Source organism: Serpentinimonas sp. SSL01, assembly GCF_056323735.1.
In genome coordinates, this window is record NZ_CM150487.1 from 1,522,114 (window position 1) to 1,536,654 (window position 14,541).

The 14,541-nt window shown below is 66.7% G+C and carries 11 protein-coding genes and 4 tRNA genes; 4 read left to right on the forward strand and 11 right to left on the reverse strand.

Features of this window, described 5'->3' with window-relative positions:
* Nucleotides 1-17: 17 nt before the first annotated feature.
* The 3 genes from hslO to ACVMK0_RS07175 all read right to left on the reverse strand — a co-directional run bounded on the left by hslO (nucleotide 18) and on the right by ACVMK0_RS07175 (nucleotide 2,667).
* Nucleotides 18-1,034, reverse strand: coding sequence for an Hsp33 family molecular chaperone HslO (gene hslO / locus ACVMK0_RS07165; RefSeq protein WP_476463385.1), 1,017 nt, complete (start codon nucleotides 1,032-1,034; stop codon nucleotides 18-20).
* Nucleotides 1,027-1,575 carry a gamma carbonic anhydrase family protein gene (locus ACVMK0_RS07170; protein ID WP_476463386.1) on the reverse strand — a complete coding sequence of 183 codons (549 nt, stop codon included), beginning with the start codon at nucleotides 1,573-1,575 and terminating at the stop codon, nucleotides 1,027-1,029. The genes hslO and ACVMK0_RS07170 overlap by 8 nt, the downstream gene beginning before the upstream one ends.
* 102 nt (nucleotides 1,576-1,677) lie before the next feature.
* Nucleotides 1,678-2,667: a site-specific tyrosine recombinase XerD gene (locus ACVMK0_RS07175; RefSeq protein WP_476464659.1), complete on the reverse strand. Its 990-nt coding sequence runs from the start codon at nucleotides 2,665-2,667 to the stop codon at nucleotides 1,678-1,680.
* 62 nt (nucleotides 2,668-2,729) lie between these two features.
* Between ACVMK0_RS07175 and gloB the strand changes: the two genes are divergently transcribed.
* Entirely contained in the window at nucleotides 2,730-3,677 is a 948-nt protein-coding gene (gene gloB, locus ACVMK0_RS07180) for a hydroxyacylglutathione hydrolase (RefSeq protein ID WP_476463387.1), read from the forward strand.
* 112 nt (nucleotides 3,678-3,789) lie between these two features.
* Nucleotides 3,790-5,487, forward strand: a complete 1,698-nt coding sequence (locus tag ACVMK0_RS07185; RefSeq protein WP_476463388.1) for a LysM peptidoglycan-binding domain-containing protein — start codon at nucleotides 3,790-3,792, stop codon at nucleotides 5,485-5,487.
* Between the two features lie 181 nt (nucleotides 5,488-5,668).
* Here ACVMK0_RS07185 and ACVMK0_RS07190 read toward each other — a convergent pair.
* From ACVMK0_RS07190 to ACVMK0_RS07225, 8 genes are all read right to left on the reverse strand, one after another.
* Nucleotides 5,669-5,744 (reverse strand) — tRNA-Gly (locus ACVMK0_RS07190).
* A gap of 53 nt (nucleotides 5,745-5,797) precedes the next feature.
* Nucleotides 5,798-5,871, reverse strand: a tRNA-Cys gene (locus ACVMK0_RS07195).
* 88 nt (nucleotides 5,872-5,959) lie between these two features.
* Nucleotides 5,960-6,035, reverse strand: a tRNA-Gly gene (locus tag ACVMK0_RS07200).
* Nucleotides 6,036-6,210: 175 nt separating this feature from the next.
* Nucleotides 6,211-8,652, reverse strand: a complete 2,442-nt coding sequence (gene lon / locus ACVMK0_RS07205) for an endopeptidase La (RefSeq protein ID WP_476463389.1) — start codon at nucleotides 8,650-8,652, stop codon at nucleotides 6,211-6,213.
* A gap of 138 nt (nucleotides 8,653-8,790) precedes the next feature.
* A complete protein-coding gene (gene clpX, locus ACVMK0_RS07210) occupies nucleotides 8,791-10,062 on the reverse strand; it encodes an ATP-dependent Clp protease ATP-binding subunit ClpX (RefSeq protein ID WP_045535941.1) in 1,272 nt (423 codons plus the stop codon).
* 110 nt (nucleotides 10,063-10,172) lie between these two features.
* On the reverse strand, nucleotides 10,173-10,784 hold the full coding sequence (clpP, locus tag ACVMK0_RS07215; RefSeq protein WP_045535942.1) for an ATP-dependent Clp endopeptidase proteolytic subunit ClpP: 612 nt from the start codon (nucleotides 10,782-10,784) through the stop codon (nucleotides 10,173-10,175).
* Nucleotides 10,785-10,787: 3 nt separating this feature from the next.
* The gene (gene tig, locus ACVMK0_RS07220) at nucleotides 10,788-12,098 is read right to left on the reverse strand and encodes a trigger factor (RefSeq protein ID WP_476463390.1); all 1,311 of its coding nucleotides are present in this window, start codon (nucleotides 12,096-12,098) and stop codon (nucleotides 10,788-10,790) included.
* 74 nt (nucleotides 12,099-12,172) lie between these two features.
* Nucleotides 12,173-12,259, reverse strand: a tRNA-Leu gene (locus ACVMK0_RS07225).
* A 132-nt stretch (nucleotides 12,260-12,391) separates the two neighbouring features.
* Here ACVMK0_RS07225 and hpnC point away from each other — a divergent pair.
* Together hpnC and ACVMK0_RS07235 are read left to right on the forward strand one after the other, a co-directional pair.
* Nucleotides 12,392-13,315, forward strand: coding sequence for a squalene synthase HpnC (gene hpnC, locus ACVMK0_RS07230; protein ID WP_082027295.1), 924 nt, complete (start codon nucleotides 12,392-12,394; stop codon nucleotides 13,313-13,315).
* Nucleotides 13,312-14,520 carry an efflux RND transporter periplasmic adaptor subunit gene (locus ACVMK0_RS07235; protein ID WP_052468446.1) on the forward strand — a complete coding sequence of 403 codons (1,209 nt, stop codon included), beginning with the start codon at nucleotides 13,312-13,314 and terminating at the stop codon, nucleotides 14,518-14,520. The genes hpnC and ACVMK0_RS07235 overlap by 4 nt, the downstream gene beginning before the upstream one ends.
* Nucleotides 14,521-14,541: the final 21 nt, after the last annotated feature.

Genomic DNA, 14,541 nt, shown 5'->3' on the forward strand with positions numbered 1-14,541 from the left:
CAAGCCCGGATTTACCCTTAGTGCACCCGCGTAGGCGCGGCCAGTGGCGGCGTGGGGGCAAAGAGCTGCGCCGCATCCACGGCATCGAAGCGGTACTGGGCGCCGCAAAACTCGCAGCCGACCTCGATCTGGGCGCGCTCGGCCAGAATCGACTCGACCTCGGCCACCCCCAACCCGTGCAACATGGCCGCCACCTTGGCGCGGCTGCAGCGACAGGCAAAGCGGGGGGCGCTCTGCGCCGCATCGGCCTGCAGGCGCTGCAAGGGCTCTTGCCAGAACAGGCGCCGCAGCACGGTGTCGGCATCGAGCGTGAGCAGCTCGTCGCGCTGCAGGCTTGCGGCCAACAAGGCGATGCGTGGGTAGTCGTCGCTGCGCTCGAGCGCCTCGCGGCGCGCCTGCGCGGCAGCGGCACCGCTCAGGGCGGCCTCGCTGCTGGCGGGCACGCGCTGGATCAGCAAGCCGGCCGCGACTTGGTCGTTGGCGGCCAGCACCAGCCGGGTGTCGATCTGCTCGCTTTGCTGCATGTAGTGCTCGAGCGCCTGGCTCAAGTGCTCGAACGGCGCCGAACCGCCCCCTGGGCTCAGAGGCACCACGCCTTGGTAGCTTTGCTGGCCGCTGCTGCGCTCTTGCGGCTCTAGCGTCAGGGCGCAGCGCCCGCCGCCGTGGCGGTTGACCCAATCGGCAAGCGACCAAGCGGGCGAGCCATCGGCGCGCAGCGGCTGCGCTGCCGCCTCGGGTGGGCTGCCCGCGAGCTGGGCCGTGGCGCGAAAGCTGCCGTCGGGCCGGGTTTCGGCCACCGCCAGCCGCACCGGGCCTTCACCCACCAGCTGCAGCTGCAGCGCACCGCTGAACTTGATGCTGGTTTGCAGCAACAGCGCGGCGGCGCACATCTGCCCCAGCAGCTCGCGCACCGGCTGCGGGTAGGCGGCGCTTTGCGCTTGGCGCTGCAGCAGCTCTTGCCACGCGCTGTCGAGGCGCACCCACAGCCCGCGCACCGGCAGGCCCTCGAACATGAAGCGCTGGATTTCAGACACCGCCGCTCACCCCAGGCGCTGCAAGCCGGTGCAAGCCGCTGCGGTAGCGGCGCGCGTTCTCGATGTAGTGCTGGGCGCTGGCGCGCAGGCCCTCGATCTGATCGGGCGTGAGCGTGCGCACCACCTTGGCCGGGCTGCCCAAGATCAGCGAGCCATCGGGGAACTCCTTGCCCTCGGTCACCAGCGCGCCGGCGCCCACCAGGCAGTGTTTGCCGATGCGCGCGCCGTTGAGCACCACGGCCCCGATGCCGATCAGCGATTCGTCGCCGATGTGGCAGCCGTGCAGCATCACCTGATGCCCCACCGTCACGCGCGCGCCTACCTGCAGCGGGAAGCCGTAATCGGCGTGCAGCACGCTGGCGTCTTGGATGTTGCTGCCCGCGCCGATGGCGATGTGCTCGGTGTCGCCCCGAATCACGCAGCCAAACCAGACGCTGGCCTCGGCCCCTAGGCTGACTTGCCCGATCACTTGCGCGCTGTCGGCCACGAAGGCGCTCGGGTGCACCTCGGGGCGCCATTGGTCGAGTTGGTAGATGCTCATGGTGTGCCATTGTAAAGACTGCGGCGCTGGCGTGCCGCCGATTGGCGTGCAGCCGATGAGGTGCCGCCGACTGCACCTAGGCACCTGCACAGGCTGGCCGCATCAGCCCCGCGGGTGGTGCAGCGCGTGCAGTTGTTTGAGGCGCGCGCGCGCCACGTGGGTGTAGATGGTGGTGGTGGAAATGTCGGCATGGCCCAGCAGCAGCTGCACGGCGCGCAAATCGGCGCCGTGATTGAGCAGATGGGTTGCAAAGGCGTGGCGCAGCGTGTGCGGCGACAAGGGCGTGTCGATGCCCGCCAGCCGGGCGTATTTTTTCACCAGCAGCCAGAACATGACGCGCGTCATGGCCGCACCCCGCGCGGTGACGTACAGATCGTGACTCACCTGCCCGGCCAAGATGGCGGGCCGGGCCTCGCTCAGATAGCGGCGCAGCCAGTGCAGCGCCTCGTCGCCAAAGGGCAGCAGGCGCTCCTTGGCGCCTTTGCCCAACACCCGCAGCACCTGATCGGCCAGGCTGAGTTGGTGCAGTTGCAAGCCCACCAATTCGCTCACGCGCAAGCCGCTGGCGTACAACAGTTCGAGCATGGCGCGGTCGCGCAAGCCCAACGGCTCTGCCGTATCCGGCGCTTGCAGCAGCCGCTCCACCTGCGCTTCGCTCAGCGTTTTGGGCACGCGCAACGCGCGCTGGGCGCTGAGCAGCTTGAGCGTCGGGTCTGCCGCCAGCAGCCCTTCGCGCAGCGCCCAGCGGTAGTAGCGCTTGATCACGCTCAGGCGCCGGTTGGCCGTGCTGGCGCGGCTGCTGCCGTGGCAAGCGGCCAGATAAGCCAGCAGATCGGCCTCTTGCGCTTGCTCGAGCATGGTGGCGGGGGCGGCAACGGTGGCTGGTTGCGCGCCAGCAGCGCTGCCGGGCTCTGCTGCGGCTGGTGCTGGCGCGCGCCGCTGCGCCAGCCAGTCGGCCAGCTGCTGCAAATCGCTGCGGTAGGCGGCCAGCGTCAGCGGCGCCAGCCCATCTTCCAGCCACAGCGCATCCAAAAAACGATCCAGCACGCGCGCACCTTTGCATTGGGGAGGGGGTTGAGCTTGAGCCACGATTGTCCACCAGCGCGCCGGGGTACCCAGCGGTGCAACGGCGCGCCTGATCGACAATGGTGACCATGACCACGCACCTGCTGCACCCCATCCCGGCCCTGACCGACAACTACATCTGGGCCCTGCACGACGGCGCCCAAGCTTGGGTGGTGGACCCCGGACAGGCTGAACCGGTGCTGGCTTGGCTGGCGGCGCAGCGCCTGCAACTGGCAGGTATTTTGCTCACGCACCACCACGGCGACCACACCGGCGGCGTGGCGGCCCTGCGCGCAGCCACGGCAGCGCCGGCTTGGGGGCCAACCGGCGAGCCTTTGCCCGATGGCGTGCAGCGCGTGCGTGGTGGTGAGCGCGTGGCGCTGCTCGGCCGCTCCTTTGAGGTGATCGAGGTGCCGGGCCACACCGCCGGGCACATCGCTTGGTACTGCGCGGGCTTTGCGCCAGCCAGCATTGCCGGCCCGGTGGGGCGCCCGCCCGATCCTGCCTCGGCGCGCGGCCAGCTGCTCGGCCCTGAGGGCCTGCTGTTTTGCGGCGACACCCTGTTTTCCATCGGCTGCGGCCGCCTGTTTGAGGGCAGCCCGGCGCAGATGCTGGCCAGCTTGGATCGGTTGGCCGCCTTGCCCGACAGCACCTTGGTCTGCTGCACCCACGAATACACCCTCGCCAACCTGCGCTTTGCACGCGCCCTCGAACCCGAGCACCCGGGCTTGGCCGACCACCAGCGCTGGTGCGAGCGCCAGCGCCAAGCCGGCCGCCCCACCCTGCCGAGCCGCATCGGGCTGGAGCGCGCGCTCAACCCCTTTCTGCGCAGCCGGGAACCCGCGCTGCGCCATGCCCTCCAACGGCTGGCCCCGAAGCTCGCGCTGGCTGGATTTGATGCGGATGCAGCCCCTGCCACACCCGAAGCCCTGCAAACCGGCCTGGCTGCAAAACCAGTGTTCGAATCGGCCCCTCGTTGGACTGCCGATGTGCATGCCTTTACCGCCCTGCGGCGTTGCAAAGACGTGTTTGTTTGAGCCCAGTGCCCCCCGGCCCAGGCGCCTGCGCACCAGAGCGTGCCGTGGCGCGCTTGCCAACGCTTTGCAACAAGCCCGATAATCGCCACAATTTGCGACAGATACCCAGCTGATGACAACCATTACCCAAAACATAGCCCGCCGCACCCTGCGCCTCGTGCTGCCGCTGGCAGCCGCCCTGGTGCTCGGTGCCTGCGCCGCCCCTGGCGGCACTGGCAGCGGCCAAAACACCATCCAGCCCGCCCACGCGGCCCCATTCGGCACCGCCCCGTTCAGCACCGCCGCCATGCTTCAAGGCGCGGCCGATCACCCCCCCCCGCTGGGCTTGGCCCAATCGGGCGGCAGCCTCGGTTTGCGCCCGATCATTCCCAGCGGCCCTTTGCTGGCACTGGGCAGCAGCAACGCCTCCAGCACCACCGTGGCGGTGGCCTCGCTGGAAGCCCCGCGCGACCTGTGGGAGCGCATGCGGCGCAGCTTTGCCATGCCCGACCTCGAAACCGACCTCGTGCGCCAGCACGAGCAGTGGCACGCGAGCCGGCCGCAAAACCTCGAGCGCATGGTTTTACGCAGCAGCAAATACCTGTTTCACATCGTCGAAGAAGTCGAGCGCCGTGGTCTGCCGATGGAAGTCGCGCTCGTGCCCTTCATCGAGAGCGCCTTCAACCCACAGGCGGTCTCGCCAGTCAAGGCCGCCGGGCTATGGCAGTTCATGCCCGCCACCGGGCGCTCCTTCGACCTGATGCAAAACGCCTTTCGCGACGACCGGCGCGACGTGCTCGCCTCTACCAACGCCGCGCTCGACTACCTCGAGCGCTTGCACCGCATGTTTGGCGACTGGCAGCTGGCGCTGGCGGCCTACAACTGGGGCAACGGCAACGTGCAGCGCGCCATCCGCGCCAACCGCGCCGCTGGCTTGGGCACCGGCTTCCTCGACCTGCGCATGCCCAACGAAACGCGCAACTACGTGCCAAAGTTGCAAGCCATCGAAAACCTGATCCGCGATCCGCAGCGCTTGGGCATCGCTCTGCCCACCATAGGTAACCACCCCTTCTTCGACAGCGTCACGCTCGAGCGCGACATCGACGTGGCGCTGGTGGCCGAGCTGGCCGAGGTGAGCATCGAAAACTTTCGCCAACTCAACCCGGCGCACGACAAACCGCTGATCATGGCTGCGGGCACCCCCACCATCTTGCTGCCGTGGGACAACGCGCTGCTGTTTCAACAGCGCCTGCGCGCGCACCAAGGCCCGTGGGCCACCTGGACTGCCTGGCGCGTGCCCGAAGGCATGAGTGTGGCCCAAGCCGCACAGCGCCACGATTTGAGCGAGGCCCGTCTGCGCGAGGTCAACGACATCCCGCGCCGCGCCAGCCAGTTGCGTGCCGGCACCACCCTGCTGGTGCCGCGCCAAGACAGCCACAACGCTGATGTGCCCGAACACATCGCCGACGGTGGCCAGATTCTGCTCGGGCGCGAAACCGGCTCCGCATCCGGTGCGCCGCCCAGCACCCGCCAAAGCCGCATCACCGTGCGCGCCGGCGACACCCTATCGGCGCTGGCGCGCCGCCACAACGTGAGCGTAGCCAACCTGCGCAGCTGGAACAACCTGCGCCCCAACGCCATCTTGCGCACCGGTCAGGTTCTGCTCGTCCAGCAGCGTGCCCCGGCCGCCAGCCGCGTCACCGTGCGCGCCGGCGACACACTGTCGGCGCTGGCGCGCCGCCACAACGTGAGCGTAGCCAACCTGCGCAGCTGGAACAACCTGCGCCCCAACGCCATCTTGCGCACCGGTCAGGTTCTGCTCGTCCAGTAGCGTGCCCCGGCCGCCAGCCGCGCCGCCAGTGCCCCGGCCCGCAGCAGCAGTCCATCTAACCGCGCCGCCGCCCCCAGATCGGCGCAGCAAGCCGCGCAGCGCCCAGCGGCGTCATCGACTGCAGTCCGCAGCGCGCAAGCGCAGACCAACCAATCCAAAGTGGCTGTGCGTTAAGCAAGAATGGAGCGGGAAACGAGATTCGAACTCGCGACCTCAACCTTGGCAAGGTTGCGCTCTACCAACTGAGCTATTCCCGCATCGACTGAACCGCTGTGGGCCGTGAGACCCAAGGGCCAGCGCTTGGTAAGGCTGGAGGCGCGGGCCGGAGTCGAACCGACCTACACGGATTTGCAATCCGGTGCATAACCGCTTTGCTACCGCGCCATTGTTTTTGCAAACCCGGCAAAGCGCTGAGCGCCGCACCGCACAGGCAAACCCGAGACCAAACTGCAGGTTTGCCACCGAAAACCATTGGAGCGGGAAACGAGATTCGAACTCGCGACCTCAACCTTGGCAAGGTTGCGCTCTACCAACTGAGCTATTCCCGCATCTTGCAGCCTGTTGCAGCACCGCTGGCACCGCCCGACTACAGAGCCGCTATTCTATACCGAAATTCAGCCCCTCGACACACACGCCAGCCACAAAAATGGCCGCAGCGCTGGCCGGCAGCGGTGCAACACCGGCCAAGGGCAGCGCGCACGCCACCCTGAACCGGCTCCGCCCTCAGTGCTTCAGGGTCACCGCGCCCGCAGGGTCGGCAACCGCAGCCGCCGTGGTGGCCGCAGCCGCAGCCGTCGCCTCATCCTCAGCCGTCAAAGGCAACGGCAGGCGCTCCAGCGCCAGTTCCAGCACACGGTCGATCCACTGCACCGGCACGATCTCCAGCCCTTCTTTGACGTTGTCGGGGATTTCGGTCAGGTCTTTGCGGTTGGCTTGCGGGATCAGCACCGTTTTGATGCCGCCGCGCAGCGCCGCCAGCAGCTTTTCTTTGAGGCCGCCGATTTCGGTCACTTCGCCGCGCAGCGTGATCTCGCCCGTCATGGCCACGTCGGCGCGCACCGGGATGCCGGTCAGGGCCGAGACGATGGCCGTGGTCATGGCCGCGCCGGCGCTGGGGCCGTCTTTGGGCGTGGCGCCGTCGGGCACGTGGATGTGGATGTCGTTCTTCTCGAAGGCTTCGGTCTTGATGCCCAGCGCCCGCGCGCGGCTGCGCACCACCGTGCGCGCGGCCTCGACCGACTCTTTCATCACCTCGCCCAACTGGCCGGTGCGCGTGACGTTGCCCTTGCCGGGCATGAGCGCGGCCTCGATGGTGAGCAAATCGCCACCGACTTCGGTCCACGCCAGCCCGACCACCTGCCCGACTTGGTTGTTCTGCTCGGCACGGCCGAAGGTGTATTTGCGCACCCCCAGAAAATCGGCGAGGTTGTCGGGGTTGACCTGCACCGGAGCGGTGTATTTTTTGAGCAGCAGCCCCTTGACCACCTTGCGGCAGATTTTGGACAGCTCGCGCTCAAGCGCGCGCACGCCGGCCTCGCGGGTGTAGTAGCGCACCACGTCGCGCACCGCCGCCTCGCTCAGATCGAGTTCACCCTCGCGGATGCCGTTGTTCTTGAGCTGCTTGGGCAGCAGGTACTTGAGCGCGATATGGGCTTTTTCGTCCTCGGTGTATCCCGACAGGCGTATCACCTCCATGCGGTCCAGCAGCGCCGGTGGGATGTTGAGCGTGTTCGAGGTGGCCACGAACATCACGTCGGAGAGGTCGAAATCCACTTCGACGTAGTGGTCGCTGAAGGTGTGGTTTTGCTCCGGGTCCAGCACCTCGAGCAGCGCCGACGACGGGTCGCCCCGGAAGTCCATCCCGAGCTTATCGATCTCATCAAGCAAAAACAATGGGTTGCGGGTGCCAACCTTGCTCAGGTTTTGCAGCACCTTGCCCGGCAGCGCGCCGATGTAGGTGCGCCGGTGGCCGCGGATTTCGGCCTCGTCGCGCATCCCGCCCAGCGCCATGCGCACGTACTTGCGCCCGGTGGCGCGCGCCACCGACTGCCCGAGCGAGGTCTTGCCCACCCCCGGCGGCCCGACCAGGCACAGGATCGGTGCCTTGACCTTGTCCACCCGCTGCTGCACCGCGAGGTACTCGAGGATGCGGTCCTTGACCTTGTCGAGGCCGTAGTGGTCTTCGTTGAGCACCTGGTCGGCAAAGCCCAGATCGTGCTTGATCTTGGTTTTTTTGCTCCACGGCAGGTTGCTCAGCACGTCGATGTAGTTGCGCACCACCGTGGCTTCGGCCGACATGGGCGACATCAGCTTGAGTTTTTTGAGCTCGGCCTCGGCCTTTTTGCGCGCCTCGGGCGGCATTTTGGCGGCCTTGATCTTGCGGTCGATCTCTTCGATGTCGGCGCCCTCCTCGCCTTCACCGAGCTCTTTTTGGATCGCCTTGACCTGCTCGTTGAGGTAGAAGTCGCGCTGGTTTTTCTCCATCTGGCGCTTGACGCGGCCGCGGATGCGCTTGTCCACGTTGAGGATATCGACCTCGCGTTCGAGCTGGTCAAACAGGTTGTCGAGCCGCGCCACGATGGGGTTGAGGTCGAGCACCTTTTGCTTGGCCTCGAGCTGCAAGGGCAGGTGCGCGGCGATGGTGTCGGCCAGCCGGCCGGGGTGGTCGATGCTGGCAATCGAGGTGAGAATCTCGGACGGGATTTTCTTGTTGAGCTTGACGTATTGGTCAAATTGCTGCATCACCGCGCGGCGCAGCGCCTCGAGTTCGGTGGCATCGACCTGTGCGAATTCGTCTTCGGCGCTGACCGGCAGCACCTCGGCCTCGAAGTGCGTCTCGCTCTCGTGCAACTTCTGCACGGCCGCGCGCTGCACCCCTTCGACCAGCACCTTGACGGTGCCGTCGGGCAGCTTGAGCATCTGCAAGATGCTGGCCACGCAGCCGACTTCGAACAGGTCTTGCGGCGTCGGGTCGTCTTTGGTGGCGGTTTTTTGCGCCACCAGCACGATGCGCCGATCGAACTCCATCGCCGCTTCCAGCGCCTTGATGCTCTTGGGCCGGCCGACGAAGAGCGGGATCACCATGTGCGGAAACACCACCACGTCGCGCAAGGGCAACAGCGGCAGCGTCAGGGGCTCGTTGGGCAGGGGGGGGTGTCCAGACATCTTTGTACCTCAATCTATGGCTGCCATGTGGGGGCGCGCAGGCGCGAAACAAGGCGCCGGTCGCAGCAAATTTACCCAAGCCGGATCGCGCGCCATTGATCGCGCGCGCAGCGGGCGCGCTGCGGCCCAAGCGCACGCTCAGGCCTGGCGCGCAGCCTCGCGATAGACCAGCAGCGGCGGTTTGCCGTCTTCGATGGTGGTTTCATCGACCACCACCTTTTCGACGTTGCTCAGGCTCGGGAGTTCAAACATGGTCTGGAGCAGCGCCTGCTCGAGTATGGAGCGCAGGCCACGGGCACCGGTTTTGCGCTTCATGGCGTGGCGCGCAATCGCCTTGAGCGCTGCCGGCCGCACCTCGAGCTCCACGCCCTCCATGTGCAGCAGCTGCGCAAACTGCTTGACCACGGCGTTTTTGGGCTCGGTCAGGATGTCGATCAGGGCATCTTCGCCCAGCTCGTCGAGCGCCGTGACCACGGGCAAGCGCCCGACCAGCTCGGGGATCAGGCCAAAGCGCACCAAGTCGTCGGGTTCGACTTCGGCAAAGACGTCGCTCAGGCTGCGCTGCTGCTTGCTCTTGACCGTTGCGCCAAAGCCGATGCCCCCGCTTTCGGTGCGCGCATCGATGACCTTTTCCAAACCCGAAAAGGCGCCGCCGCAGATGAACAAAATGTTGGAGGTATCGACCTGAATCATGTCCTGATTCGGGTGCTTGCGCCCGCCTTGCGGCGGCACCGAGGCCACCGTGCCCTCGACCAGCTTGAGCAGCGCCTGCTGCACGCCTTCGCCCGAGACATCGCGGGTGATGGAGGGGTTTTCGGATTTGCGCGTGATCTTGTCGATTTCGTCGATGAAAACGATGCCGCGCTGCGCTTTTTCTGGGTCGTAATTGCAGGTTTGCAGCAGTTTGGCGATGATGTTTTCTACGTCCTCGCCCACGTAGCCGGCCTCGGTGAGCGTGGTGGCGTCGGCCATGACGAAGGGCACGTTGAGCATGCGCGCCATGGTGGCGGCCAGCAGCGTTTTGCCCGAACCGGTGGGGCCGATGAGCAAGATGTTGCTTTTGGCCAGCTCGACGTCGTCTTTGCTCGAATGATCGCGGTGGCGCAGGCGCTTGTAGTGGTTGTACACCGCCACCGACAAGGTTTTTTTGGCCGCCTCTTGGCCGATCACGTACTGATCGAGGTGGTGCTTGATTTGCAGCGGCGTCGGCAGCGCGTCGGCGCCAGAGCCGCCTTTGCCCATGGCAGTCTGCGGCAGCTCGTCGCGCATGATGTCGGCACACAGCGCGATGCACTCGTCGCAGATGAACACCGAAGGGCCGGAAATGAGCTTCTTGACCTCGTGCTGGCTCTTGCCGCAAAAAGAGCAAAACAGGTTTTTCGGGCTGGTGGGGCCTTTGCGTTCGGGCATGGGGGCGCGCCTAGGTTAGGTTCTCGTTGCATCAAAGGATGGGTTGCGCACCATCATAGCGCCTTCGCGGCCACCCTGCTGCAAAGCAGGCGGCAGCCGTGAAGGGCTTATCAAGACCCGCGTTTGTCGATCACTTTGTCGATCAAACCGTACTCGGCCGCTTCGGTGGCGGACATGAAGTAGTCGCGCTCGGTGTCGCGCTCGATTTTTTCTAGCGCCTGCCCGGTGCGCTCGGCCAAGATGCGGTTGAGCTCGGCGCGCAGGCGCAAGATCTCGCGCGCATGGATCTCGATGTCGGTCGCTTGGCCGCGTGCGCCGCCCAGCGGTTGGTGGATCATGACGCGCGAGTTGGGCAGCGAAAAACGCTTGCCCTTGGCCCCGGCCGCGAGCAAAAAAGCCCCCATGCTGGCGGCCATGCCCACGCACAGCGTGGACACTTCGGGCTTGATGAAGTTCATGGTGTCGAAAATCGACATGCCTGCACTCACGCTGCCACCGGGTGAATTGATGTAGAGCGAAATGTCCTTGTCCGGGTTTTCGCTCTCGAGGAACAGCAGCTGCGCCACCACCAGATTGGCCGTGTGGTCGTTGACTTCACCCACCAGAAACACCACGCGCTCCTTGAGCAGGCGCGAGTAGATGTCGTAGGCGCGCTCGCCGCGGCCCGACTGCTCGATCACCATGGGCACCATGCCCAAGGCTTGTGTGTGAAGTGCGCTCATGGTTTAGCCCTTACCCATCAGTTCGTCGAAAGCAATCGCTTTGTCGCTCACCTGCGCGCGCGCCAGCACGAACTCGGTGACGTTGTTCTCCAGCACCAGCGCCTCGATTTCGGCCAAGCGCTGGCGGTCGCTCTGGTACCAGCGCACCACGTCGGCCGGGCTCTCGTAGGAGCTGGCCAGCTCTTGGATGTGGGCATCGACCTGCTCCGGCGTGGCTTGCAGGCGGTTGGCGTTGACCAGCTCGGCCACCACCAGCCCCAGGCGCACGCGGCGCTCGGCTTGGGCTTGGAACAGCTCGGCCGGGATCGGTGCCTGATCGGCACCTTGGACGCCGCGCTCTTTGAGGTTGGCGCGCGCGCCCTCGATCAGGCGCTCGACCTCGGCCGCCACGCTGGATTTGGGCACGTCGAGCTCGGACTGCGCCACCAGCGCGTCCATCACCACCGTCTTGTTGCGCATCTGCAAGCGGAACTTGACTTCGCGCTCGAGGTTTTTGCGGATGTCGGCGCGCAGCGCGTCCACGCTGCCGCCGGCCACGCCGAGGGAACTGGCCAGCTCGTCGTCCACCGCCGGCAGTTGCGCCGCATCAAGCTGCTGCAATGTGACCAGAAAATCGGCCTGCTTGCCGGCCACGTCTTTGCCGTGGTACTCGGCTGGGAAGTTGAGCGGGAAGGTTTTGGACTCGCCCACGCGCATGCCGCGCACGGCCTCTTCAAATTCTTTGAGCATCTGGCCTTCGCCGAGCACGAACTGGAAGCCCTCGGCCTTGCCGCCCTCGAAGGGCTCGCCGTCGATCTTGCCTTCGAAGTCGATGCGCACCTGGTCGCCTTCTTGCGCCGGCTCGTCGGCGGCGCGGGCCACAAAGCTGCGGCGCTGCTTGCGCAAGATCTCGAGCGTGCGCTCGATGGCCGCCTCGTCCACCGTGGCGCTGAATTTTTCGATCGTGGCCGCGCTCAAGTCGCCGATTTTGACTTCTGGATAGACCTCAAACACCGCCTCAAAAGCCACCGCGCCTTCTGGCGCCCCTTCTTTTTCGCTGATGCTCGGGGTGCCGGCGATGCGCAGCTGCGCTTCTTGGGCTGCGGACTGGAAGGCTTGGCCGAGCTGGTCGTTCATCACCTCGTAGTGCACCGAACCGCCGTAGCGCTTTTGCACCACGCTCAGCGGCACCTTGCCGGGCCTGAAGCCGTCGAGCTTGACCTGGCGCTGCATGCGCTTGAGGCGGTTTTGCACCTCCTGGTTGATCTGCTCCAGCGACAGCTCGAGCGTGATCTTGCGTTCGAGCTTGCCCAGTGTTTCGACGGTGACTGCCATGCTGATTACTCCATTGAGGGATCGGCCTGCAAGGCCAAGACCCCCGGTGTTCGGGATGAGGTTATTTGTTTCAATGGTGCGCGGGGGGGGACTCGAACCCCCACAGTGTTGCCACCGTCAGGACCTAAACCTGGTGCGTCTACCAATTTCGCCACCCGCGCGCCTGACCGCGCCGTAGCAAGGAGGTCCTTGGGTGGGCGCGGGAAAAGCCGAGATTGTAAGGCAGCCCGCGCTTTGCCCGCGACCCAGCCAGCGACACACGCCATGCACCCAAGCGCGGCATAATCGATCCGATGGTAAACCCTGTGCATGGTGTGGCGCACTATGAAAACTTTCCGGTGGCATCGTGGCTGTGTCCGCCTGCCTTGCGTGCGCCGGTGCGGGCCATCTACGCCTTTGCGCGCTGCGCCGACGACATCGCTGATGAGGGCAACGCCAGCGCAGCGCAGCGCCTACTCGATTTGCAGGCTTACCGCGCCGAATTTCTGGCCGCAGTTGCAACTGCTGCACCGGATGCAACGCCGGCTGCAGGCCAGTGCTGGCCGCACATCATGCCCGCGCTGGCGCAGCAGGTGCACGCCTGGCAGCTGCCCTTGGAGTCGCTGCTGCACCTGCTCGATGCCTTCGAGCAAGACGTGCGCCGCACCGCCAGCGGCCAGCTGTACGCCGACTTGCCCGAGCTGCTCGGCTACTGCAGCCGCTCGGCCAACCCGGTGGGGCGCTTGCTGCTGCACCTCTATGGCGTGCGCGACGAGCGTTCGCTGCAGCAGAGCGACGCCATCTGCAGCGCGCTGCAACTGATCAACTTTTGGCAGGATTTGAGCCTCGACCTGCCGCGCCAGCGCCACTACTTGCCCTTGGCCGCCTTGCGGCGCCACGGGGTTGAATTGGAGAGCCTGCACCCAAGTGCCGGCGAACAGCCGCAGGCACAGGCCATGCTGCTGGAACTGTGCGCCCATGCCCGCGCTCTGATGCACCAAGGCGCCCCGCTGGCGTGGCGTCTGCCCGGCCGCGTGGGCTGGGAATTGCGCCTGGTGGTGCAGGGGGGGTTGCGCATTTTGGACAAAATCGAAACCTTGGGCGGCCGCACCTGGTGCCAGCGGCCGCGCCTGCGCGCCCCCGATGCTCCGCTGCTGCTGTGGCGCGCGCTCTGGCGGCCCGCAGCCGCCCTGCCCCCGTCCCCGCCTTTTGCGCCTCATCAGGAAAAAGCCCCATGAACCGCTGCCCGCGCCTGACGGCGTCGCCCACGCCTGCCACGCTGCCCCCTGCCCGCCCCCCAGTCGCCCAGCGCATGCAGGCGACCCTGCCCACGCTGGCTGCCTTGCCCATTGCCGCAACCACGCTGTCTGCCTTGCCGCTGGCTGCGGCCCTTTTGTTTGGCCTTCTAAGTGCCAGCTCCGCCCTAGGCCAAAACACAAACCCCCAAACCCAAGCCGCCACCGCCGCTGCCACCAGCGTCCAAACCGCGCGCCTCGACAGCGTCTGGCTGCAGCCCGAGCGCAGCGCCGCCGCCACGGTGCTGGCGCGCAACGAGTCGCGCCTGAGCGCCGAAGTGGGCGGCCGGGTGCTGAGCTGGGGCGCCGATGTGGGCGCCACGGTGCGGCGCGGCGATCTGCTGCTGCAGATCGACCCCACCGACCACGAACTGGCGCTGCAACGCGCCCAAGCTGGGCGCGACGCCGCCATGTCACGCTTGCAGTTGGGGCTGGCGCAGTTGCAACGCGCCCGCGATCTGGTGGCGCAAGGCTTTTTCTCCAAAGAAGCGCTGACGCAGCGCGAAACCGAGGTCGCGCTGCAGCAGGCCGATCTGGCCAGTGCCGAAGCGCAGCTGCGCAGCGCCCGGCGCCAGCTCGAGCGCACCCGCGTGCTGGCCCCCTTTGCCGGCACCGTGGTGCAGCGCACGGCGCAAGTGGGCGAAACGGTCGCGCCCGGCACACCGCTGTTCGTGCTCGCCGAAAGCGGTGCCGCCGAGGTGCAAGCCCATGTGCCGCCGGCCGAGGTGCCGGGCTTGCGCCGCGCCGGGGCGTGGCAGTTCCAGCCCCAAGGCAGCGAACTCACGCACCCGCTGCGCCTGCTGCGCGTAAGCGCCACCGTGCAGGCCGCCAACCGCACCCAAACCGTGCGCCTAGGCTGGGCCGAGGCCGCCGCCCCCGGCACCGACCCAGGTGCGGCCACAGGCACCGCCCCCCCGGGCAGCAGCGGCGTGCTGCGCTGGCGCGACCCACAGCCCCACATCCCGGCGGCCCTGATGGTGCGCCGGGGCGATGCGTTGGGCATCTTCGTGCGCCAAGGCCAACAAGCGCGCTTCATCGGCTTGCCCGGAGCACAAGAAGGGCGCGCTGTGGCCACCCAACTGCCACCCGACACCCTGGTGGTGGTGCGTGGGCAAGCGGCGCTCACCGACGGCCAAGCCCTGAACTAAAGCGCGCGCCGCCTGCAGCCC